Consider the following 23,368-nt stretch of genomic DNA (forward strand, 5'->3'; position numbering starts at 1 on the left):
AATCACACCTTTGTAGGAGCCGGCTTGCCGGCGATGCAAGCAACTCGGTATATCAGTGATACCGCGTTGATGCTATCGCAGGCAAGCCAGCTCCCACAAAAGCCAGGTATTGCGTCGTACTTAGAGACCGTAGCTCATCAAGCGCTCATAACGACGGGCCAGCAGCGCTTCGTTGTCCAGCTTCTTGAGCATCGCCAGTTGCGAACCCAGTTCAGCGCGGATAGTCGCGGCAGCAGCAGCCGGGTCGCGGTGGGCGCCGCCCAGCGGCTCGGCGATGACTTTGTCCACGATACCCAGGCCTTTGAGGCGATCGGCGGTAATGCCCATGGCTTCGGCAGCGTCCGGCGCCTTTTCGGCGGTTTTCCACAGGATCGAGGCGCAACCTTCCGGCGAAATCACCGCGTAGGTCGAATACTGCAGCATGTTCAACTGGTCGCAGACACCAATAGCCAGTGCGCCGCCGGAACCACCTTCACCAATCACGGTGGCGATGATCGGGGTTTTCAGGCGGGCCATGACGCGCAGGTTCCAGGCGATAGCCTCGCTCTGGTTGCGCTCTTCAGCGTCGATACCTGGGTAGGCGCCCGGGGTGTCGATGAAGGTCAGGATCGGCATCTTGAAGCGTTCGGCCATTTCCATCAGGCGGCACGCCTTGCGGTAGCCCTCTGGACGCGGCATGCCGAAGTTGCGACGGACTTTCTCGCGCACTTCACGGCCTTTCTGGTGACCGATCACCATCACCGGCTGGTCGTCCAGGCGAGCGATACCGCCCACGATGGCCGCGTCGTCGGAGAAGTGGCGATCACCATGCAACTCGTCGAACTCGGTGAAAATGTGCTGAATGTAGTCCAGGGTATACGGACGGCGCGGGTGGCGGGCCAGGCGCGCGATCTGCCAGCTGGTCAGCTTGCCGAAGATGTCTTCGGTGAGCGTGCTGCTCTTGTCTTGCAGGCGAGCGATTTCATCGCCGATATTCAGCGAATTGTCATTGCCGACCAGGCGCAGTTCTTCGATCTTGGCTTGCAGGTCAGCGATCGGCTGTTCGAAATCAAGAAAATTCGGGTTCATAAGCGTCCGTCTTGGGTCGACGGCCAGGGAGTGCCTGGCCAGCCGGTTGTCTATTCGCGCCCTACCTTAAGGGAGAGGCGCGTTTAGGTCGAGATTAAATGTTCAGTCGAGATCAGGTGCCCTGACCGTCAACGGTATTGGAGGAAGACGTTGTCTCGCCCGAACTGGTCACGCAAAGCTTGAATCAAGCCATCAGCCGGATCAATCCGCCAAGTCTCGCCAAACTGCAACATGGCCTTGGCGTCACTGCCGGTGTACTCCATGGTCACCGGGCATGCGCCGCGGTGGCGCTTGAGCAAATCACCCAACCAGCGTAGCTGATCGCCCTTGAGCGCTTCGGTTTTTACCTTCAAGCGCAGGCTTTCGGCCAGATTGGTGCGCGCGTCTTCCATGCTCATCACCCGCTTGATCCGCAGGCGCAGGCCACCGGAGAAGTCATCGTTGCTGACCTCCCCTTCCACCACCACCATGGCATCGGTCTGCAACAGCGACTGTGCGGAGTGGAAGGCGTCGGCAAACAGTGAGGCTTCGATGCGCCCTGAACGGTCGTCAAGGGTGATGAAGCCCATCTTGTCGCCCTTTTTATTCTTCATCACCCGCAAGGCGATGATCATGCCGGCGACGGTCTGGGTATCCCGCGCAGGCTTCAGGTCGATGATGCGCTGACGGGCGAAACGGCGGATTTCACCTTCGTATTCGTCAATCGGGTGACCGGTAAGGTACAGGCCCAAGGTGTCTTTCTCACCCTTGAGACGTTCCTTGAGGGTCAGCTCCTTGGCCTTGCGGTGGTTGGCGTACACATCCGCATCTTCTTCGACGAACAACCCGCCAAACAGGTCGGCATGGCCGCTGTCATGGGTGCGGGCGGTCTGTTCGGCGGCCTTGATCGCTTCTTCCATGGCGGTGAGCAGCACCGCACGGTTGCGGTCGATATTCGCCTGGTAAGCCTTGGGCTCATCATGGAAATACGGGCCGAGACGGTCGAGTGCGCCGCTGCGGATCAGGCCATCGAGGGTACGCTTGTTAATGCGTTTGAGGTCAACCCGCGCACAGAAGTCGAACAGGTCGGCGAACGGCCCACTCTGACGCGCTTCGACGATAGCTTCCACCGGGCTTTCGCCTACGCCTTTGATCGCGCCCAGGCCATAAATGATGCGGCCTTCGTCGTTCACCGTGAACTTGAACTCCGAGGCGTTCACGTCCGGCGCGTCAAGGCGCAGCTTCATGGTGCGCACTTCCTCGATCAAGGTCACGACCTTGTCGGTGTTGTGCATATCTGCCGAGAGTACCGCGGCCATGAACGGCGCCGGGTAGTGGGCTTTCAGCCAGGCAGTCTGGTACGACACCAGGCCGTAGGCGGCCGAGTGGGATTTGTTGAAACCATAACCGGCGAACTTTTCCACCAGGTCGAAGATGTTACCGGCCAGGTCCGCGTCGATATTGTTGGTGGCGCAACCTTCAATGAAACCGCCACGCTGCTTGGCCATTTCTTCGGGCTTTTTCTTACCCATGGCGCGACGCAGCATGTCCGCGCCGCCGAGGGTGTAGCCGGCCATCACCTGGGCGATCTGCATCACCTGTTCCTGATACAGGATGATGCCATAGGTCGGCGCCAGTACTGGTTTGAGGCCTTCGTACTGGTAGTCGGAGTGCGGGTACGCCAGCTCGGCGCGGCCGTGCTTACGGTTGATGAAGTCGTCCACCATGCCCGATTGCAGCGGGCCCGGACGGAACAGGGCCACCAGTGCGATCAAGTCTTCCAGGCAGTCGGGCTTGAGCTTTTTGATCAGCTCTTTCATGCCGCGCGACTCAAGCTGGAACACCGCCGTGGTTTCGGCTTTTTGCAACAAGGTGTAAGTCGGTTTGTCGTCCAGCGGGATAAACGCGATATCCAACGGCGCTTCGTTGACCTTGGCGCGGTCGCGGTTGATGGTCTTGAGCGCCCAGTCGATGATCGTCAGGGTTCGCAGCCCGAGGAAGTCGAACTTCACCAGGCCGGCAGCCTCCACGTCGTCCTTGTCGAACTGGGTTACCAGGCCGTCGCCTTCTTCGTCGCAGTAGATCGGCGAAAAGTCGGTGAGTTTTGTAGGAGCAATAACCACACCACCGGCGTGCTTACCGACGTTACGCACCACGCCTTCGAGTTTGCGGGCCATGTCCCAGATTTCGGCGGCTTCTTCATCGACCTTGATGAAGTCGCGCAGGATTTCTTCCTGCTCGTAGGCTTTTTCCAGGGTCATGCCGACTTCGAACGGGATCATCTTCGACAGACGGTCCGCCAGGCCGTAGGACTTGCCCTGCACCCGGGCCACGTCACGGATTACAGCCTTCGCCGCCATGGAACCGAAGGTGATGATCTGGCTCACCGCGTTGCGGCCATATTTCTCGGCCACGTATTCGATCACGCGGTCACGGCCGTCCATGCAGAAGTCGACGTCGAAGTCGGGCATGGAAACCCGTTCCGGGTTCAGGAACCGTTCGAACAGCAGGTCATATTCCAGCGGGTCGAGGTCGGTAATCTTCTGCACATAGGCCACCAGCGAGCCGGCACCCGACCCCCGGCCTGGACCTACCGGCACGCCGTTGCTTTTGGCCCACTGGATAAAGTCCATTACGATCAGGAAGTAACCGGGGAACCCCATCTGGATGATGATATCCAGCTCGAAATTCAGCCGATCGACGTAGACCTGGCGTTTGGCATCGTAATCTTCGGTGGTGTCCTTGGGCAGCAGAACGCTGAGGCGCTCTTCCAGCCCGTCGAAGGACACCTTGCGGAAATATTCATCGATGGTCATGCCATCGGGAATCGGGAAGTTGGGCAGGAAGTGCTTGCCCAGCTTCACTTCGATATTGCAGCGCTTGGCGATTTCGACGGAGTTTTCCAGGGCCTCGGGCAGGTCGCTGAACAACTCGGCCATTTCGTCGGCGCTTTTGAGGTACTGCTCTTCGCTGTAGTTCTTCGAGCGACGCGGGTCATCCAGGGCACGGCCTTCGCCGATGCACACGCGGGTTTCGTGGGCTTCGAAGTCTTCCTTCTTGATGAAGCGCACATCGTTGGTAGCCACCAACGGCGCGCCCAGCTTATCGGCCAGAGCCACGGCGGCGTGCAGGTGTTCTTCATCGTTGGGGCGGTTGGTACGCTGGACTTCCAGGTAGAAACGATCCGGGAAGACCTGCATCCACTCCTTGGCCAGTACTTCAGCTTCTTGAGGATTGCCACCCAGCAGCGCGATACCGATCTCGCCCTCTTTGGCGGCCGACAGCATGATCAGGCCTTCGCTGGCCTCGGCGACCCATTCGCGCTCGATGATGATCGAGCCATTACGCTGGCCGTCGATGAAACCACGGGAAATCAATTCGGTGAGGTTGCGATAACCCACGCCGTTCATCGCCAACAGGCTGATGCGGCTCAGGGGGTTATCCGGGTCTTTGTTGGACAGCCACAGGTCGGCACCGCAGATCGGCTTGATGCCGGCGCCCATGGCGTTCTTGTAGAACTTGACCAGGGAACACATGTTGTTCTGATCGGTCACCGCAACCGCAGGCATGTTCATGCCCACCAGGGTTTTGACCAGCGGTTTGATCCGTACCAGGCCGTCGACCAGGGAGTATTCAGTGTGCAGGCGTAGGTGAACGAATGAAGCCGGCATAGTGATCTCTTATACGTGGAAAACAACAAGGCCCGGATTGTACCGGGCCTTGAGCAAAACATCAGCCTTGCGACTACGCCTCGTTGAGGCTCTCGCGCAACTCGTAAGCCTGGCGAACCGGGGCGAAGGAGCGGCGGTGGATCGGCGTCGGGCCAAGCCGAGCCAGGGCTTCCAGATGAACGGGCGTCGGATAACCTTTATGCCCGCCAATGCCATAGCCGGGATAGATCAATTCGAACGCGGCCATTTCACGATCACGACTGACTTTGGCGAGGATCGAGGCGGCTGCGATGGCAGGCACCTTGCTATCACCCTTCACCACCGCCTCAGAAGGCATGGCCAGCTTGGGGCAACGGTTACCGTCGATCATCGCCATTTTAGGGGTGATGTGCAGGCCTTCAACCGCACGCTGCATCGCGAGCATGGTGGCGTGGAGAATGTTCAGTTTGTCGATTTCTTCGACTTCAGCCCGGGCGATAGACCAGCTCAGGGCTTTTTTGATGATCTCGTCGTAGAGCTTTTCGCGGCGCGCCTCGGTGAGTTTCTTCGAGTCATTGAGGCCGAGGATCGGGCGGTTCGGATCGAGGATCACCGCCGCCGTGACCACGGCACCGCACAAAGGTCCACGCCCGACTTCGTCGACACCGGCGACCAGTTCGTGGGCTTCGGCAACCAGGCTGAAATCCAGGCCCATTTGCGTCGTCATAAGGCTTCCTGTTTCTGGCCGATCAAGGTCAACACGGCGTCTGCCGCCTGGTTCGAGGCATCACGACGCAATATGCGATGGATGTCGTCGAAACCGCGGGTCTGTTCTTCGCCGCCGTCGATCAAGGGTAATAGAGTTTGCGCAAGGGCCTCAGGCGTCGCATCGTCCTGCAACAACTCCGGTACCAGCAGGCGTTGAGCCAGCAGATTGGGCAGGGAGATGTAAGGGCTTTTGACCATGCGCTTGAGAATCCAGAAGGTCAACGGCGCCAAACGGTAGGCCACCACCATCGGGCGCTTGTACAGCAAGGCCTCCAGGGTCGCGGTGCCCGAGGCGATCAGCACCGCATCACAGGCCGCCAGGGCCAGGTGCGATTGGCCGTCGAGCAAGGTCAACGGCAGGTTGCGGCCTTCCAGCAGTGTTTCGATTTGTGCCCGACGTTGCGGACTGGCACAAGGCAGTACGAAACGTACGCCTGGCTTCAAGGCTTGCAGACGCTCGGCAGCGTCAAAGAATACAGAGGCCAGGCGACCGACTTCGCCGCCACGACTACCGGGCATCAGCGCGACCAACGGGCCGTCAGGCAAGCCCAATTCGGCACGCGCGGCCGTGCGGTCAGCCTGCAACGGAATCGCGTCGGCCAGGGTATGCCCGACAAACCGCACCGGCACGCCCTTCTCTTCGTAGAACCTGGCCTCGAACGGCAGCAGTGTCAGCATCAGATCGCAGCCTTCACGGATCTTCAGCACGCGCTTCTGCCGCCACGCCCACACAGACGGGCTGACGTAATGCACGGTCTTGATGCCGGCCTGACGCAACTTGAGTTCGATATTGAGGGTGAAGTCCGGCGCGTCGATACCAATAAATACGTCGGGCTTTTCTTCGATCAGAGTCTGGATCAGCAGCTTGCGGCGGGCCAACAGCTCGCGCAGGCGACCCAGCACCTCGACCAGCCCCATGACCGACAGACGCTCCATGGGGAAGTAGGACGTGAGCCCTTCAGCCTGCATCAGCGGACCGCCGACACCGATGAACTCAACCGCTGGATGCTGGACCTTGAGGGCCCGCATGAGACCTGCGCCCAGAATGTCGCCGGAAGCTTCCCCGGCCACCAGCGCGATACGCAGATTAGCCATGATTAGCGGGTGATGCCGCGAGTCGACGCCTGGATCGAGTCACGGAACACCGCGACTTCCGGGAACAGCGCTGCCGGCTCGGCCAGTTGGGTCAATGCCTGGTCAACCGTGAGCCCTTGGCGGTAAACCACCTTGTAGGCACGGCGCAGGGCATGGATGGCGTCTTCGCTGAAACCGCGACGGCGCATGCCTTCGAAGTTCATGCTGCGCGCTTCCGCCGGGTTGCCGAATACCGTGACGAACGCTGGAACATCTTTGCCAATGGCAGTGCCCATGCCGGAAAAGCTGTGGGCACCGATATGGCAGTACTGATGCACCAGCGTGAAGCCGGACAGGATCGCCCAATCATCAACGTGCACATGTCCGGCCAATGCAGTGTTGTTGACCAGGATGCAGTGGTTGCCGATGACACTGTCGTGGCCGATGTGCGCGTAAGCCATGACCAGGTTGTGATCACCCAGGGTGGTCTCGGCACGATCCTGCACGGTGCCACGGTGAATGGTCACGCCTTCTCGGATGATGTTGTGATCACCGATTACCAGACGAGTCTCTTCACCCTTGTACTTCATGTCCGGGGTGTCTTCACCTACCGAGGAAAACTGGTAGATGCGATTGTGTTTGCCAATGCGGGTCGGACCTTTGAGGATCACGTGCGGCCCGATGACAGTCCCCTCGCCGATTTCCACACCTGCGCCGATGATCGACCAGGGGCCGACCTCAACGTCGGCGGCCAGAACGGCCGACGGATCGATGATTGCGCGAGGGTCAATCAAACTCATAGTTTGCGTTCCGCACAGATGATCTCGGCGGAGCACACCGGCTTGCCGTCCACCGAGGCCTGGCATTCGAACTTCCAGATCTGGCGCTTGCAGCTGATGAACTTGGCTTCCAGGATCAACTGGTCACCCGGGGTAACCGGGTTGCGGAAACGCAACTTGTCGGAGCCCACGAAATAGTAAAGCGTGCCGTCGGCAGGCTTGAGGTCGAGCATTTTGAAACCAAGGATACCGGCAGCCTGGGCCATCGCTTCGATGATCAACACGCCCGGCATGATTGGATGCGCAGGAAAGTGACCGTTGAAGAACGGTTCGTTGATGCTGACATTCTTGTAGGCACGAATGCGCTTTTCCTCGATGTTGAGGTCCACTACGCGGTCCACCAACAGGAACGGGTAACGGTGAGGCAGGTATTCGCGAATCTCGTTGATGTCCATCATTTCGGGGGGAAGCCTGTAATAAAGATTGGGGGCGGGCGAACTAAAAGCACGCCCCGCTAGCAAATCAAGGAGGCAGTCTAGCGGCTGTGCACACTTGATATGGAAATGGTATCAGCCTTCTGATGAAGCATTACCGCCAGGGGTCACGTCCCCAACACGCTTTTCCAGCTGTTTGAGACGTCGAGCCATGTCGTCGAGCTGCCTCAACCGTGCTGCACTCTTGCGCCATTCAGCCGCAGGCTGCATGGCGGTACCGGAAGAATAGGCGCCTGGCTCGGTGATCGAGTGGGTGACCATGGTCATGCCGGTAATGAAGACGTTGTCGCAAATATCGATATGCCCCACCAGCCCTACGCCACCGGCTAGCATGCAATGCTTGCCGATCTTGGTGCTGCCGGAGATACCCACGCAGGCCGCCATGGCGGTGTGATCACCAATCTGCACGTTGTGGGCGATCTGGATCTGGTTGTCGAGTTTCACACCGTTGCCGATCACCGTATCGGCCAGGGCCCCGCGATCAACAGCCGTGTTCACGCCAATTTCCACGTCGTCGCCGATCAGTACGCCGCCGACCTGGGCGATCTTGTTCCAGATGCCCTTGGCGTTGGCAAAGCCGAAGCCTTCACCGCCAATCACGGCACCCGACTGGATGACCACGCGCTGACCGATACGCACATCGTGGTAAAGGGTCACGCGAGGTGCCAGCCAACCGCCGGCGCCGATTTCACAGCGTGCGCCGATAAAGCAGTGGGCACCGACTGTGACACCGGCCGCGATGCGTGCACCGCTCTCGATCACCGCAAAGGCGCCGATACTGGCCGCAGGATCAACCTGGGCATCATCGGCAATGACTGCAGACGGATGAATACCGGCAGCGGCCTTGGGTTTCGGATCAAACAGATGCGACACCCGCGCATAAGCGAGGTACGGGTCAGGCACCACCAGCGCATCCCCGGCAAACCCTTCGGCGTCAGCGGCTTTCAGCAACACGGCTGCAGCTTGGCTGTCGACCAGGTATTTACGGTATTGGGGGTTTGCGAGGAAGCTCAACTGAGCTGGGCCAGCCTCCTGCAAGGTGGCTAGCCCAGTGATTTCTTTCTCCGGGGAGCCACGCAAGGTGGCCCCCAGGAACTCGGCCAACTCGCCGAGTTTGATAGTCGCGGTCATGGCTTACTTCAGCTGGTTCATGCGCTCGATCACCTGACGGGTGATGTCGTATTGAGGCTTGACGTCGATCACAGCGCCACGCTCGAACACCAGGTCAAAGGCACCTTTCTTGATGACTTCTTCCACAGCGCTGTCGAGTTTCGGCTTCAGTTGCTTCAGCATTTCACGGTCAGCTACAGCCTTGGCTTCGTTCAGCTCCTTGGACTGGAACTGGTAATCACGGGCCTTTTGCTTGAATTCAAGCTCCAGGCGCTCGCGCTCACCTTGCTGCATCTTGTCACCACCGGCTACCAGGCGATCCTGGATGCCCTTGGCGCTGCTTTCCAGGGTCTTGAGCTTGGTCAGTTGCGGACCGAACTTCTTCTCGGCATCCACGGCGTACTTCTTGGCCGCATCGGATTCCAGCAGGGCCATCTGATAGTTCAGGACGGCGATTTTCATTTCGGCGAAGGCCGGGGTCGCTACCAGCACGGTTGCCAGCAGCACCAATTGAGTCAACTTACGCACGATGCACTCCTACAGAATCCGTTGTCGTTATCTTGGGTCAGACGCTTAGAACGTCTGGCCGAGGGAGAATTGGAAAATCTGGGTTTCAGCGTTATCCGGTTTCTTGATCGGCATGGCCAGAGCAAAGCTCAATGGGCCAAGCGCAGTCACCCAGGTCACACCCACACCCACGGAGCTTGCCAGGTTGCTCAGGCTCACATCGTTGCACTGGGTGTTGGACTTCACACCGCTCGGGTTACGGATCTGCTCGCACTTGGAGTCGAACACGTTACCCACGTCCCAGAAGACCGAAGTCCGCAGGGAACGCTGATCTTTCACGAACGGCAGTGGGAACAGGATCTCCGCACCACCTTGGATCAACACGTTACCACCGAACGGCAGCGGGTCGTTGTCCGAATCCGCCACAGTGCCCTGGTTACCGGTGATGCCGACACCACGGCTTGGCGTACCACGCGGGCCCAAGGTGCTGTCTTTGAAACCACGTACGGAGTTGAAGCCACCCGCATAGTAGTTCTCGTAGAACGGTAGACCATTGGTGGAACCATAACCATCGCCATAACCCAGTTCAGTGTGCAGGCGCATGGTGTAGTTATCGCTCAACGGCGTGAACAACTGGCCACGGTAGTCGAGCTTGAAGAACGACAGGTCGCTGCCCGGCGTGGTGGTTTCCAGGGTCAGGCTCTGGGAATGACCACGGGTTGCCAGTACACCTTTGTTCAGGGTCGACTCGGACCAGCCGGCAGACGCCTTGAAGTTCAGGAACTTGTCACCTTCGCGACGGGTAAAGTCGAAGATCTCATCCACGGTGTACACACCGGTCTTGATCTCATCCTGTTGTGCAGTCAGGCCGAACGTCAGACGCGAAGTCTCGCTGATCGGGTAACCGATGTTCACACCGGCGCCGAGGCTGTCGATCGCATAGCTTGCAACGTCAACGTCGAGGTCTTTGTAGTCGGTGGTGCGGTAGAAGGCGTTGTAGCCCAGGCTCACACCATCAGCAGTCCAGTAGGGGTCGGTGTAACCGAAGTTGTATCGGCTCTGGTATTCGCTTCGGGTCAGGCCAATAGATACACGGTTACCGGTACCCAGGAAGTTGTTCTGGGTAATCGAACCACCGAGGATCAAACCGGCACTCTGTGCGAAGCCGACGCTGGCGGTGATCGAGCCCGACGCTTGTTCTTCCACGGCGTAGTTCACGTCAACCTGGTCATCCACACCCGGTACGGCCGGGGTTTCGACGTTGACTTCCTTGAAGAAGCCCAGGCGCTCGAGACGGGTCTTGGACTGGTCGATCAGGTAAGTCGACGCCCAGCCACCTTCCATCTGACGCATTTCGCGACGCAGCACTTCGTCCGCAGACTTGGTGTTGCCGCGGAAGTTGATACGGTTTACGTAAGCACGCTTGCCTGGATCGACCACGAAGGTGATGTCCACGGTGTGGTCATCATCATGGGGCGTCGGCACGCCGTTGACGTTGGCGAAGGTGTAGCCTTCGTTACCCAGGCGACGGGTGATCAGTTCGGAAGTAGTGGTCATCAGCTTGCGCGAGAACACTTGGTCCTTCTGCACCAGCAGCAGCGCCTTGACCTGGTCTTCAGGTACTTTCAGGTCGCCGCTCAGTTTTACGTCACGAACCTTGTACTTCTCGCCTTCGTTGACGTTGACGGTGATGTAGACGTGCTTCTTGTCCGGGGTGATGGACACCTGGGTCGAAGCGATATCCATGTTGATATAGCCACGGTCCAGATAATAGGAACGCAGGCGCTCCAGGTCACCGGACAGCTTTTCACGGGCATACTTGTCATCGTTCTTGAAGAACGACAACCAGTTGGTGGTCTTGAGTTCGAACAGGTCGATCAGGTCTTCATCAGCGAACTTGGTGTTACCCACCACGTTGATGTGCTGAATCGCCGCCACGGTGCCTTCGTTGATGTTGACCTTGAGGCCGACACGGTTACGCGGTTGCGGCACCACTTCCGTTTCCACGGTGGCGGAGTAGCGACCCTGGGCAACGTACTGGCGTTGCAGTTCGTTACGCACACCTTCAAGGGTGGCGCGCTGGAAGATCTCGCCTTCGGCCAGACCGGATTGTTTCAGACCTTTCATCAGGTCTTCAGTAGAGATCGCCTTGTTGCCTTCGATCTCGATACTGGCGACGGAAGGTCGCTCGACCACGGTGATGACCAGGACGTTGCCTTCGCGACCCAGTTGGATGTCTTGAAAGAAACCGGTTTTGAACAGCGCACGAGTGGATTCCACCAGGCGACGGTCATCAGCCTGTTCACCGACGTTCAACGGTAAGGCACCAAAGACGCTACCCGCGGAAACCCGCTGGAGGCCATTGACGCGAATATCGGAGATGGTGAAGGACTCGGCGTGAACTTCGGCGATCATCAATACGGTGAGAACCGCAGTTAGCAGCAGACGTTTCATGAAGTCCTTTCTTATTCCAACTGGCAATAAACAAACTGCCGCAAAATGCGGCAGATTCGCAATTCAGCGAAGCGTTACAGTCGACCCAGATCGTTGACCAGGGCTAATAACATCACCCCGACCACCAAACTGATACCGATCTGTATCCCCCAACCCTGCACCCGATCCGACAAGGGGCGACCACGCACCCACTCGACCAGATAAAACAACAGATGCCCCCCATCCAATACAGGAATGGGCAACAAATTCAGAACACCCAGGCTAATACTCAGATAAGCCAGGAAATTCAGGAAATCCGCGACACCCGACTGGGCAGAAGCGCCCGCCACTTTAGCAATGGTTATCGGTCCACTCAAGTTTTTTACCGAGAGCTCGCCGAACAACATTTTCTTGAGGGATTCGAGGGTCAGCACACTCATGGTCCAAGTGCGTTTTGCACCTTCGCCAATCGCAGCCAAAGGCCCGTAGCTCACCTCGCGCACCATCAATGGTGGCCAGTCGACAGCCTTGACCCCGGCACCGAGGTAACCCCCAGCGGCCTTGGCTTCCCCACGGACCGACAAGGTCACCGGGACGTCGATTTGAGCACCGTCGCGCTCAACTTTCAGCACAATCTTAGTATCAGGACGTACACGAACCAGATCGACCACCTGCTGCCAGTCGCCCAGCGCCTGCCCATCAAGGGCCAACAGGCGATCACCGGTCTTCAGGCCGGCAGCCTGGGCCGGACCTTTCGGGTCGAGCTCAGCGAGGACCGGCGGCAAGGCCGGGCGCCACGGACGTATGCCCAAGGACTTGATCGGATCAGGCTCATCAGCGCCCTTGAGCCAGTGGTCAAGGGCCAGCTCACGCGGAGTTTCGCTGGTGGAATCCTGCTCGCGCACCACCACATTGACGATGCCGCTTTCACCGAGGCGACGCACCAACTGCAAATTGACCGCACCCCATCCCGTGGTGGGTTCGCCATCAATAGATACAATTTCCTGCCCGGCAACCAATCCAGCCTTGGCGGCAATACTGTCTGACTCGACCGCACCGATGACCGGACGCACCTGCTGGCTGCCCAGCATGGCCAAGACCCAGAAGAACACCATCGCCAAGAGGAAGTTGGCGATCGGGCCGGCGGCGACGATAGCAATGCGCTGACGAACGGTCTTGCGGTTGAAAGATTGGTCCAACTGATCTGCAGGCACTTCACCTTCGCGCTCGTCGAGCATCTTGACGTAGCCACCCAGCGGGATGGCCGCAATCACGAACTCGGTGCCACGACGGTCGTGCCAGCGCACCAGCGGCATGCCGAAACCGACAGAAAAACGCAGTACCTTGACGCCGCAACGACGCGCCACCCAGAAGTGGCCGAATTCGTGGAAGGTAACCAGCACACCCAGAGCAACCAGGGTGCCGACAATCATGTAAAGCGCACTCATCTAATTTCTCCGCATTCCAATCCAGTGCCTGAAGATCAGGCTAACGCGCGTTGCGGCTCAACCATTGTTCTGCCAAGGCTCGGGCCTTGGTATCCGCCTCGAACACTGCCGCCAGATCATTCACCGCCACGATAGGCTCAAGCGCCAGGACGTCCTCGATAATACTCGCGATCTGCGGAAAGCGGATGCGCCGTTCGAGAAACGCTGCCACAGCCACTTCGTTGGCCGCATTCAGCATTGCCGGTGCACTGTTACCCGCTTCAGCCGCTTGCCGCGCCAGTCGCAGGCAGGGGAAGCGCTCCTCGTCCGGCGCCTCGAAGTCCAGACGGGCCACGGCAAACAGGTCCAAAGGCGCTACGCCCGAGTCGATCCGCTCTGGCCAGGCCAGGGCATTGGCAATCGGCGTGCGCATATCAGGGTTGCCCAACTGCGCCAGGACCGAGCCGTCCACGTAATCAACGAGAGAATGAATCACACTTTGTGGGTGAATCACCACCTCGACCTGATCCGGGCGCGCATCGAACAACCAGCACGCTTCGATCAGCTCCAGGCCTTTGTTCATCATGCTCGCCGAATCCACGGAGATCTTGCGCCCCATGGACCAGTTCGGATGAGCGCACGCCTGGTCGGGCGACACATGCTCCAACTCAGCCAGCGGGGTTTGTCGGAACGGACCACCAGAGGCGGTCAGCAGGATCCGGCGTACGCCCACCTGGCTCAAGCCGCGAGCATAGTCGCCAGGCATGCACTGGAAGATTGCGTTGTGCTCGCTATCGAGTGGCAGCAGCACGGCCCCGCTTTTGCGTACCGCCTGCATGAAGAGCGCACCAGACATGACCAATGCTTCTTTATTGGCCAGCAGGATCTTCTTGCCAGCATCCACGGCAGCCAAAGTTGGACGCAGGCCCGCAGCGCCGACGATAGCGGCGACCACGGTATCCACTTCAGCATCGGCCGAGACCTGGCACAGCCCCTCCTCCCCCACCAGCACTTGAGTGGCAAGCCCGGCGGCCTGCAGATCATCCTGCAGGCCCCGAGCAGCAGCGGCCTCAGGCACCACGGCGAAGCGCGGCGCGTGACGCACGCACAAGGCCAGCAGTTCGCTCAGGCGGGTAAAACCGGTCAGGGCAAAGACCTGGTAGCGATCTGGATGACGAGCTATCACGTCCAGGGAGCTCAACCCCACCGAGCCGGTTGCACCGAGCACGGTGACTTGCTGCAGGCGGCTCACGAAGCGGTCATCCACAACAGTACGGCGAAGATCGGGATGGCTGCGGTCAGGCTGTCGATACGGTCCAGCACACCGCCATGACCCGGCAGCAGGTTGCTGCTGTCCTTGATCCCGGCCTGACGTTTGAACATGCTTTCAGTGAGATCACCTACAACCGAGATGAACACGACAATGGCGGTGGCCAGCAGTGCCAGGAAAATTTCCTTCACCGACCAGTCACGCACTACACCGACGACCAGCGTGATCACCAGGGTCAACGCCAGGCCGCCATACACGCCTTCCCAGCTCTTGCCTGGACTGACCGCCGGCGCCAGCTTGCGCTTGCCGAAGGCCCGACCGGAAAAGTAGGCGCCGATATCCGCGCCCCAGACCAGCACCATAACCGCCAGGATCAGCCAGTTACCCATTGGATAACGCTTGATCTCCACCAGCCCTTGCCAGGCCGGTAGCAGGATCAACAAACCGATCACCAGCTTGCAGGCCACACTGGACCACTTGCTGCTGGTGCCCGGATAGGTCAAAACCAGGAATGTCGCCAGCGCCCACCACAGCACCGCCGCCCCCAACACCCAGGGCGCTATGTCCGGCAGGATGTACAGGAGGAACGCCAAGGCAGCTACGACAGCGGCATACACAACGCGCGGCAATTGCGCGCTGAAACCCGCCAGGCGCGCCCATTCCCAGGCACCCAGGGTGACCACCAGGCCGATAAACAGCGCAAAGGCGGAACCGTCGAGCAGGAAAAACCCACACAAGGCGATCGGCAACAGGATCAGTGCTGTGATGATTCGTTGTTTAAGCATTTAAACCCGGGCTCCAGCTTCGATCTGCTCGCTCGTTTTACCGAAGCGACGCTGACGGGAAGCGAAATCGGCCAGCGCGTTACGCATGGCATCGTGTTTGAAGTCCGGCCAGAACAGGTCGGAGAAGTACAGCTCGGTGTACGCCAGCTGCCACAGCAAGAAATTGCTGATGCGGTGCTCACCACCGGTACGGATGCACAAGTCCGGCAGCGGCAGGTCGCCGGTCACCAGGCAGGTTTGCAACAGTTCAGGGGTGATGTCGTCGGGCCGAAGATGACCGGCCTGCACTTCACGCGCCAGACGCTGTGCAGCCTGGGCGATATCCCACTGGCCACCGTAGTTGGCAGCGATCTGCAGCACAAATCGATTGGCCCCGGCCGTAATGGCCTCGGCTTCGCGCATGGCGGCTTGCAGTTCGGGATGAAAGCGCGAGCGATCGCCAATGATGCGCAGGCTGATGTTGTTGTCGTTGAGGCGCTTGGCTTCACGACGCAAGGCCTTGAAGAACAGGTCCATCAAGGCGCTGACTTCTTCGGCGGGCCGCTGCCAGTTCTCACTGGAGAAGGCGAACAAGGTCAACACCTCGACCTTGGCCTCGGCGCACACCTCGATCACAGCCCGAACCGCATCGACACCCGCTTTATGCCCGGCAACACCCGGCATAAAGCGCTTCTTCGCCCAGCGATTATTCCCATCCATGATGATCGCGACATGGCGCGGCACCACAGAGGGTACAGTCTGCTTGGTCTTTTCCATGAAGGCGTCCTGACCCCTTATACGGCCATCAGGTCCTTTTCTTTTTCTTCGGTGGCCTTGGTGATTTGGGCCTCGGCATCCTTGGTCAGCTTGTCGATATCAGCGGTGGCACGACGCTCTTCGTCTTCGCTGATTTCCTTGTCCTTGACCAGTTTCTTCAAGTCACCCAAGGCATCACGACGGATGTTGCGCACAGCAACACGGGCGTCTTCGGCTGCGCTGCGCGCCTGCTTGGTGAAGCCCTTGCGGGTTTCTTCGGTCAGGGCCGGCATGGAGATCAGCAGCAACTCACCCAGATTGGTCGGGTTGAGGTTCAAACCGGCGCTCTGGATGGCCTTGTCGACAGCACCCAGCATGTTGCGCTCGAACGCAACGACTTGCAGGGTGCGCGAGTCTTTAACAGTGATATTGGCGACGCTGCTGATCGGAGTATCGGAACCGTAGTAAGGCACCATCACGCTGCCCAGGATGCTTGGGTGCGCCTTGCCGGTACGGATCTGGCCGAATGCGTGGCTCAGAGATTCCAGGGATTTCTGCATACGCGCCTGGGCGTCTTTCTTGATTTCGTTGATCATTGTTGGCCTTCCTCGATCAGAGTCCCTTCTGCGCCGCCGTGTACGATATTCAGCAGGGCGCCGGGCTTGTTCATGTTAAATACGCGCAGCGGCATCTTGTGGTCGCGGCACAGGCAAATAGCCGTCAGGTCCATCACGCCCAGCTTGCGATCCAGCACTTCATCGTAGGTCAGATGATCGAACTTCTCGGCATGCGGGTCTTTGAATGGATCGGCAGTGTATACACCATCCACCTTGGTTGCCTTCAGCACAACGTCAGCATCGATTTCGATGGCGCGCAGGCAGGCTGCGGAGTCGGTGGTGAAGAACGGGTTGCCCGTGCCGGCGGCGAAGATCACCACTTCCTTGGCGTTCAGGTGGCGCATGGCTTTGCGGCGGTCATAGTGATCGGTCACGCCAACCATGGAAATAGCCGACATCACGATAGCCGAGATGTTGGCACGTTCCAGGGCGTCACGCATTGCCAGAGCATTCATCACAGTGGCCAGCATGCCCATGTGGTCGCCGGTAACACGATCCATACCAGCAGCACTCAGCGCCGCACCGCGGAACAGGTTGCCGCCACCGATTACCAGGCCGACCTGTACGCCGATGCCGACCAGTTGGCCGACTTCCAGCGCCATGCGGTCGAGTACTTTGGGATCGATCCCGAACTCTTCCGAGCCCATCAGGGCCTCGCCGCTAAGCTTGAGTAGAATGCGTTTATAGCGAGCCTGATAACCACTGCCCTGCTGAGCCATTGCGAATCTCTCCTGCGGCGTATTTTTTAAAAAATCTTGGCGAGCCGTTTTACGGCTTGCGTTCACTCTAGCTGGACGCTGCTACAGCGCCATCGGAACACGGCTTTGTAAGCCAGTTCCGAAAGGAAGCCAATTAAAATCGGCCTTCCCATTTGAAAAGAGGCTGCGCGCGTGAGCGGGCAGCCTCTTTTGGGCGACAGTTGAAAACTGTCTTATTGCTTGGCGGCAGCCAGCTGGGCAGCAACTTCTTCAGCGAAGTTGTCGACCGGCTTCTCGATGCCTTCGCCTACTTTGTAGTAAGTGAAGGAAACGATTTCAGCACCGGCTTTCTTGGCCAGTTCGCCAACCTTGACTTCAGGGTTCTTGACGAACGCCTGCTCAACCAGGCTCGCTTCAGCCAGGAACTTGCTGATACGGCCTTTGATCATGTTTTCAACGATGTTTTCTGGCTTGCCGGCGATCTTGTCGGCGTTCAGGCTCAGGAACACAGCTTTTTCGCGCTCGATGGCTTCTTCGGAAACTTCCGAAGGCAGCAGGAATTCAGGGTTGCTTGCAGCAACGTGCATAGCGATGTCTTTGGCCAGCTCAACGTCGCCGCCTTTCAGAACAACCGCTACACCGATCTTGTTGCCGTGCAGGTAACCACCAACCACATCACCTTCAACGCGAGTCAGGCGACGGATGTTGACGTTTTCGCCAACCTTGCCGACCAGTACCAGGCGATCAGCTTCTTGCGCTTCGATCAGAGGCTCAACGGTAGTCAGCTTCTCGTCGAATGCTTTCTTGACGCTGGCAGCAACGAATGCCTTGAAGTCGTCTTGCAGGGCCAGGAAGTCGGTCTGCGAGTTCACTTCCAGCAGAACGGCAGCTTTACCGTCTTCAACCAGAGCGATAGCGCCTTCAGCAGCGACGTTGCCGGCTTTCTTGGCGGCCTTGATGGCGCCCGAGGCACGCATGTCGTCGATGGCTTTTTCGATGTCGCCGCCGGCCTTGGTCAAGGCCTTTTTGCAATCCATCATGCCTTCGCCAGTACGCTCACGCAGTTCTTTAACCAACGCTGCAGTAATCTCTGCCATTTCAAAATCCTCTTGGATAGGTTTTCAACCATTCCACCCGATCAAACGGGCGATCAATTCTTCCCGAATTTCCGTTGTAGGCCGCTGCACGTTACAAATAGATGTAGCTACGCTGCCGACAAACGGTTTTCGAGGTGGCAAAAAGGGGGCCAAGCCCCCTTTTTGCTTACTGAGTCAACGCCAGGGCGTCAATTACTCAGCGGCAGCTACCGGAGCTTCTTCAACGAACTGCTCGGTACCACCAGCAACGTGGTTGCGACCACGGATTACAGCGTCAGCCATCGAACCCATGTACAGCTGGATAGCGCGGATTGCGTCATCGTTGCCTGGGATGATGTAGTCAACGCCTTCCGGGCTGCTGTTGGTATCGACTACGCCGATAACCGGGATGCCCAGCTTGTTGGCTTCGGTGATCGCGATGCGCTCGTGATCAACGTCGATAACGAACAGTGCGTCAGGCAGACCGCCCATGTCCTTGATACCACCCAGGGAACGATCGAGCTTTTCCAGGTCACGGGAGCGCATCAGCGCTTCTTTCTTGGTCAGCTTGGCGAAAGTACCGTCTTCGGCTTGTACTTCAAGGTCACGCAGACGCTTGATGGAAGCACGGATGGTTTTGAAGTTGGTCAGCATGCCGCCCAACCAGCGGTGATCGACGTACGGCGAACCGCAACGTGCTGCTTCTTCAGCAACGATCTTGCCAGCGGAACGCTTGGTGCCGACGAACAGAATCTTGTTTTTGCCCTGGGCCAGGCGCTCTACGAAAGTCAGAGCTTCGTTGAACATTGGCAGGGTTTTTTCAAGGTTGATGATGTGGATCTTGTTACGCGCGCCGAAAATGTATTTACCCATTTTCGGGTTCCAGTAACGGGTCTGGTGACCGAAGTGCACACCGGCCTTCAGCATATCGCGCATATTGACTTGGGACATGATAGTTCCTTAATAAGTCGGGTTTGGCCTCCACGTATCCCAATGACCAACCAGCGGCATCAAGGCCTCCGGCACCCAGGTCATCGTGTCGACACGTGTGTGGATTTAAGCTCTGCGGGGCATCCCCGGAAAGCGGCGCATTTTATACCACAGCATCGGCAAAAACGGAATACGCAATCACACTTGCCGCAGCGCGCTTTCGTGTAACCCCTTGAATAGACCTGATATAGCCCTACCTTATAGAGAGAAGCGATCATCAGAGGCTCATGATTTGAGGCCATCGTCTGTTAGAATCGCGTTTTCTGTGGCTTGTGCGAATTTTGCAACCTTTTGTCGCACGCCCGTAAACCGTATTGATTTCAGCGCATCGCGCTAGAGAGAGCCTGTATGACCGTTAGCTTGAAAACCGCCGAAGACATCGCTGGCATGCGCATCGCCGGCAAACTGGCTGCCGACGTGCTGGAAATGATTGCCGAACACGTCAAGCCCGGCGTCACCACCGAAACCCTGAACCAGATCTGCCACGACTATATAGTCAATGTGCAAGGTGCCATCCCTGCCCCGCTGAACTACAAGGGCTTCCCCAAGTCGATCTGCACTTCGGTCAACCACGTGGTCTGCCACGGGATTCCAGGTGACAAACCGTTGAAGGACGGCGACACCCTGAACATCGACGTTACCGTGATCAAGGACCGCTACTTCGGCGACACCAGCCGCATGTTCCACGTCGGCAATGTGCCGGTCTGGGCCGAGCGCCTGTCCCAAGTCACCCAGGAATGCATGTACAAGGCCATCGAGATCGTGAAACCCGGCTGCCGCCTGGGCGACATCGGTGAAGTGATCCAGAAGCACGCTGAAAAGAATGGTTTCTCGGTGGTGCGCGAATTCTGCGGCCACGGTATCGGTACCGTATTCCACGAAGAGCCGCAGATCCTGCACTACGGCCGCGCAGGCACCGGCATGGAACTCAAGGCGGGCATGACCTTCACCATCGAGCCGATGATCAACCAGGGCAAGGCCGACACCAAGGTGCTGGGCGACGGCTGGACCGCTATCACCAAGGATCGCAAGCTCTCGGCCCAGTGGGAGCACACCCTGCTGGTCACCGAAACCGGCTACGAGATCTTCACCCTGCGTGCGGACGACACGATCCCCCGCGTTTCCGCGTAAGGATCACCCAGGTTTTCCCCCACTGTGTTGTGACTGACTGTTAGATAGAAAGGAAAGCCGATCGATGCCCCAGGTGGATCCCGAACTCTTCGACCGTGGCCAGTTCCAGGCCGAACTGGCCCTGAAAGCGAGCCCAATTGCCGCGTTCAAGAAGGCTATCCGCCAGGCCCGTGAGGTGCTCGACGAGCGCTTTCGCAGTGGCCGGGACATCCGCCGGCTGATCGAGGACCGCGCCTGGTTCGTCGATAACATCCTGCAAAAGGCCTGGGAACAGTTCAGTTGGAGCGAAGACGCCGACATTGCCCTGGTGGCGGTCGGCGGCTACGGGCGTGGCGAGTTGCACCCCTATTCCGACATCGACCTGCTGATCCTGCTGGACAGTGCAGATCATGAGATCTTTCGCGATTCCATCGAGCGTTTTCTGACGCTGCTGTGGGACATCGGCCTGGAAGTCGGCCAAAGCGTGCGCTCGGTCGACGAATGCGCCGAAGAGGCCCGCGCCGACCTCACCGTCATCACCAACCTGATGGAAAGCCGCACCATCGCTGGCCCCGAGCGCCTGCGCCAGCGCATGCTCGAAGTCACCAGCACCGCGCACATGTGGCCGAGCAAGGACTTCTTCCTGGCCAAGCGTGCCGAGCAAAAGGCCCGGCACCACAAGTACAACGACACCGAATACAACCTGGAACCCAACGTCAAAGGCTCGCCCGGCGGGCTGCGGGACATCCAGACGATTTTGTGGGTTGCCCGTCGCCAGTACGGCACCCTGAACCTGCGCGCCCTGGCCGGCGAGGGTTTCCTGGTGGAGAGCGAAAACGCCTTGCTGGCCTCGTCCCAGGAATTCCTGTGGAAAGTGCGCTACGCCCTGCACATGCTCGCCGGGCGCTCCGAAGACCGCCTGCTGTTCGACCACCAACGCTCCATCGCCACCCTGCTGGGTTTTGAAGGCGAGGACGCGAAGACCAGCATCGAAAGCTTCATGCAGCAGTACTACCGGGTGGTCATGAGCATTGCCCAGCTCAGCGACCTGATCATCCAGCATTTCGAAGAGGTGATCCTGGCCCCCGAAGACGAAGCGCCGCCGCAGCCGATCAACGCGCGCTTCCAGTTGCATGACGGCTATATCGAGGCGCGCAACGACAACGTATTCCGCCGCACGCCGTTCGCCATGCTGGAAATCTTCGTGCTGATGGCCCAGCAGCCGGAAATCAAAGGCGTGCGCGCCGACACCATCCGCCTGCTGCGGGAGAACCGTCACCTGATCGACGACGATTTCCGCAACGATATCCGCAACACCAGCCTGTTCATCGAGCTGTTCAAGTGCAAGATCGGCATCCACCGCAACCTGCGGCGCATGAACCGTTACGGCATCCTCGGGCGCTATCTGCCGGAGTTCGGCTTTATCGTCGGTCAGATGCAACACGACCTGTTCCACATCTATACCGTGGACGCGCACACCCTGAACCTGATCAAGCACCTGCGTAAGCTTCAGTACACGCAAGTGTCAGAGAAATTCCCGCTGGCCAGCAAACTCATGGCCAAACTGCCCAAGCCCGAGCTGATCTACCTGGCCGGCCTGTACCACGACATCGGCAAGGGCCGGCATGGCGACCACTCCGAGGTCGGTGCGGTTGACGCCGAAGCCTTCTGCCAGCGTCATCAGTTGCCCGTTTGGGACAGCCGCCTGATCGTCTGGCTGGTGCAGAACCATCTGGTGATGTCGACCACCGCCCAACGCAAGGACTTGTCCGACCCGCAGGTGATCCACGACTTTGCGCAGATCGTCAGCGATGAAACCCGCCTCGACTATCTGTACGTGCTGACCGTCTCCGACATCAACGCTACCAACCCGACACTGTGGAACTCCTGGCGCGCCAGCCTGTTGCGCCAGCTCTACACCGAGACCAAGCGCGCCTTGCGCCGCGGCCTGGAGAACCCGGTGGACCGCGAAGAGCAGATCCGCCGCACCCAAAGCGCGGCCTTGGACATTCTGGTGCGCGGCGGCAACGATCCGGACGACGTGGAACAGTTGTGGTCGCAGCTGGGTGACGATTACTTCCTGCGCCACACCGCCGGCGATGTCGCCTGGCACACTGACGCAATCCTGCAACAGCCCGCCGATGGCGGCCCGCTGGTGCTGATCAAGGAAACCACCCAGCGCGAATTCGAAGGCGGCACGCAGATCTTCATCTACGCGCCGGACCAGCACGACTTCTTCGCCGTGACCGTGGCGGCCATGGACCAGCTCAACCTGAACATCCATGACGCCCGCGTCATCACCTCCAGCAGCCAGTTCACCCTCGACACCTATATCGTGCTCGACACCGATGGCGACTCGATTGGCGACAACCCGGCACGGGTGAAAAAGATCCGCGAAGGCCTGACCGAGGCCCTGCGCAACCCTGACGACTACCCGACCATCATCCAGCGTCGGGTACCGCGCCAACTCAAGCACTTTGCGTTTGCGCCCCAGGTGACCATTTCCAATGACGCCCAGCGCCCGGTGACCGTGCTGGAACTCAGCGCTCCGGATCGTCCGGGCCTGCTGGCACGCATCGGCGGGATTTTCCTGGAGTTCGACCTGTCATTGCAGAACGCCAAGATTGCGACCCTCGGCGAACGCGTGGAAGACGTGTTCTTCATTACCGATGCCTACAACCAACCGTTGTCCGACCCGGAACTGTGCCTGCGCCTGCAGGAAGCCATCGTCCAGCAGCTAAGCGTCACCCAGGAACCCGGCGTCGAACTCACGCGCCTGACCATTTGATTATTTAACT

General features: G+C 59.0%; 19 protein-coding genes. 2 read left to right on the forward strand and 17 right to left on the reverse strand.

Going from position 1 to position 23,368, the window contains the following annotated elements; translation table 11 throughout:
* Positions 1–120 precede the first annotated feature (120 nt).
* The 17 genes from WH299_RS20095 to rpsB form a co-directional block, all read right to left on the reverse strand.
* The gene (locus WH299_RS20095) at positions 121–1,068 is read right to left on the reverse strand and encodes an acetyl-CoA carboxylase carboxyltransferase subunit alpha (RefSeq protein ID WP_016976871.1); all 948 of its coding nucleotides are present in this window, start codon (positions 1,066–1,068) and stop codon (positions 121–123) included.
* A gap of 128 nt (positions 1,069–1,196) precedes the next feature.
* Complete coding sequence (gene dnaE / locus WH299_RS20100) at positions 1,197–4,718, reverse strand: DNA polymerase III subunit alpha (protein WP_122724655.1); 3,522 nt, start codon at positions 4,716–4,718, stop codon at positions 1,197–1,199.
* 73 nt (positions 4,719–4,791) lie between these two features.
* The gene (rnhB, locus tag WH299_RS20105; RefSeq protein WP_339551123.1) at positions 4,792–5,424 is read right to left on the reverse strand and encodes a ribonuclease HII; all 633 of its coding nucleotides are present in this window, start codon (positions 5,422–5,424) and stop codon (positions 4,792–4,794) included.
* Positions 5,421–6,560, reverse strand: a complete 1,140-nt coding sequence (gene lpxB / locus WH299_RS20110; RefSeq protein ID WP_339551124.1) for a lipid-A-disaccharide synthase — start codon at positions 6,558–6,560, stop codon at positions 5,421–5,423. The genes rnhB and lpxB overlap by 4 nt, the downstream gene beginning before the upstream one ends.
* Before the next feature lie 2 nt (positions 6,561–6,562).
* Positions 6,563–7,339, reverse strand: coding sequence for an acyl-ACP--UDP-N-acetylglucosamine O-acyltransferase (gene lpxA, locus WH299_RS20115; RefSeq protein WP_016976867.1), 777 nt, complete (start codon positions 7,337–7,339; stop codon positions 6,563–6,565).
* Positions 7,336–7,776: a 3-hydroxyacyl-ACP dehydratase FabZ gene (fabZ, locus tag WH299_RS20120; protein ID WP_016976866.1), complete on the reverse strand. Its 441-nt coding sequence runs from the start codon at positions 7,774–7,776 to the stop codon at positions 7,336–7,338. Before fabZ ends, lpxA begins: the two co-directional genes overlap by 4 nt.
* 111 nt (positions 7,777–7,887) lie before the next feature.
* A complete protein-coding gene (gene lpxD, locus WH299_RS20125; RefSeq protein WP_122724646.1) occupies positions 7,888–8,943 on the reverse strand; it encodes a UDP-3-O-(3-hydroxymyristoyl)glucosamine N-acyltransferase in 1,056 nt (351 codons plus the stop codon).
* Positions 8,944–8,946: 3 nt separating this feature from the next.
* On the reverse strand, positions 8,947–9,450 hold the full coding sequence (locus WH299_RS20130; RefSeq protein ID WP_003219314.1) for an OmpH family outer membrane protein: 504 nt from the start codon (positions 9,448–9,450) through the stop codon (positions 8,947–8,949).
* A 45-nt stretch (positions 9,451–9,495) separates the two neighbouring features.
* Positions 9,496–11,883 carry an outer membrane protein assembly factor BamA gene (gene bamA, locus WH299_RS20135; protein ID WP_028619206.1) on the reverse strand — a complete coding sequence of 796 codons (2,388 nt, stop codon included), beginning with the start codon at positions 11,881–11,883 and terminating at the stop codon, positions 9,496–9,498.
* 74 nt (positions 11,884–11,957) lie between these two features.
* The gene (rseP, locus tag WH299_RS20140) at positions 11,958–13,310 is read right to left on the reverse strand and encodes a sigma E protease regulator RseP (RefSeq protein ID WP_339551125.1); all 1,353 of its coding nucleotides are present in this window, start codon (positions 13,308–13,310) and stop codon (positions 11,958–11,960) included.
* Positions 13,311–13,350: 40 nt separating this feature from the next.
* Positions 13,351–14,541 (reverse strand): 1-deoxy-D-xylulose-5-phosphate reductoisomerase, encoded by a 1,191-nt coding sequence (gene ispC, locus WH299_RS20145; protein WP_126569955.1) that lies wholly within the window; start codon positions 14,539–14,541, stop codon positions 13,351–13,353.
* Positions 14,538–15,344, reverse strand: coding sequence for a phosphatidate cytidylyltransferase (locus WH299_RS20150; RefSeq protein ID WP_028619203.1), 807 nt, complete (start codon positions 15,342–15,344; stop codon positions 14,538–14,540). Before WH299_RS20150 ends, ispC begins: the two co-directional genes overlap by 4 nt.
* Positions 15,345–16,100 carry a polyprenyl diphosphate synthase gene (gene uppS / locus WH299_RS20155; protein ID WP_016974405.1) on the reverse strand — a complete coding sequence of 252 codons (756 nt, stop codon included), beginning with the start codon at positions 16,098–16,100 and terminating at the stop codon, positions 15,345–15,347.
* A gap of 17 nt (positions 16,101–16,117) precedes the next feature.
* On the reverse strand, positions 16,118–16,675 hold the full coding sequence (gene frr / locus WH299_RS20160) for a ribosome recycling factor (protein WP_012722596.1): 558 nt from the start codon (positions 16,673–16,675) through the stop codon (positions 16,118–16,120).
* Positions 16,672–17,415, reverse strand: coding sequence for a UMP kinase (gene pyrH, locus WH299_RS20165; protein WP_003172271.1), 744 nt, complete (start codon positions 17,413–17,415; stop codon positions 16,672–16,674). The genes frr and pyrH overlap by 4 nt, the downstream gene beginning before the upstream one ends.
* A gap of 212 nt (positions 17,416–17,627) precedes the next feature.
* On the reverse strand, positions 17,628–18,491 hold the full coding sequence (gene tsf / locus WH299_RS20170) for a translation elongation factor Ts (RefSeq protein WP_028619201.1): 864 nt from the start codon (positions 18,489–18,491) through the stop codon (positions 17,628–17,630).
* Between the two features lie 192 nt (positions 18,492–18,683).
* Entirely contained in the window at positions 18,684–19,421 is a 738-nt protein-coding gene (gene rpsB, locus WH299_RS20175; protein ID WP_003189158.1) for a 30S ribosomal protein S2, read from the reverse strand.
* Between the two features lie 387 nt (positions 19,422–19,808).
* Here rpsB and map point away from each other — a divergent pair, with 387 nt between their 5' ends.
* Both map and WH299_RS20185 read left to right on the forward strand, forming a co-directional pair.
* A complete protein-coding gene (map, locus tag WH299_RS20180; protein WP_016975842.1) occupies positions 19,809–20,591 on the forward strand; it encodes a type I methionyl aminopeptidase in 783 nt (260 codons plus the stop codon).
* 64 nt (positions 20,592–20,655) lie between these two features.
* A complete protein-coding gene (locus WH299_RS20185; RefSeq protein WP_122724639.1) occupies positions 20,656–23,358 on the forward strand; it encodes a [protein-PII] uridylyltransferase in 2,703 nt (900 codons plus the stop codon).
* Positions 23,359–23,368 lie beyond the last annotated feature (10 nt).

The sequence above is a fragment of the Pseudomonas sp. MYb541 genome, from assembly GCF_037479595.1.
In the GTDB taxonomy this organism is placed as follows: domain Bacteria; phylum Pseudomonadota; class Gammaproteobacteria; order Pseudomonadales; family Pseudomonadaceae; genus Aquipseudomonas; species Aquipseudomonas canadensis.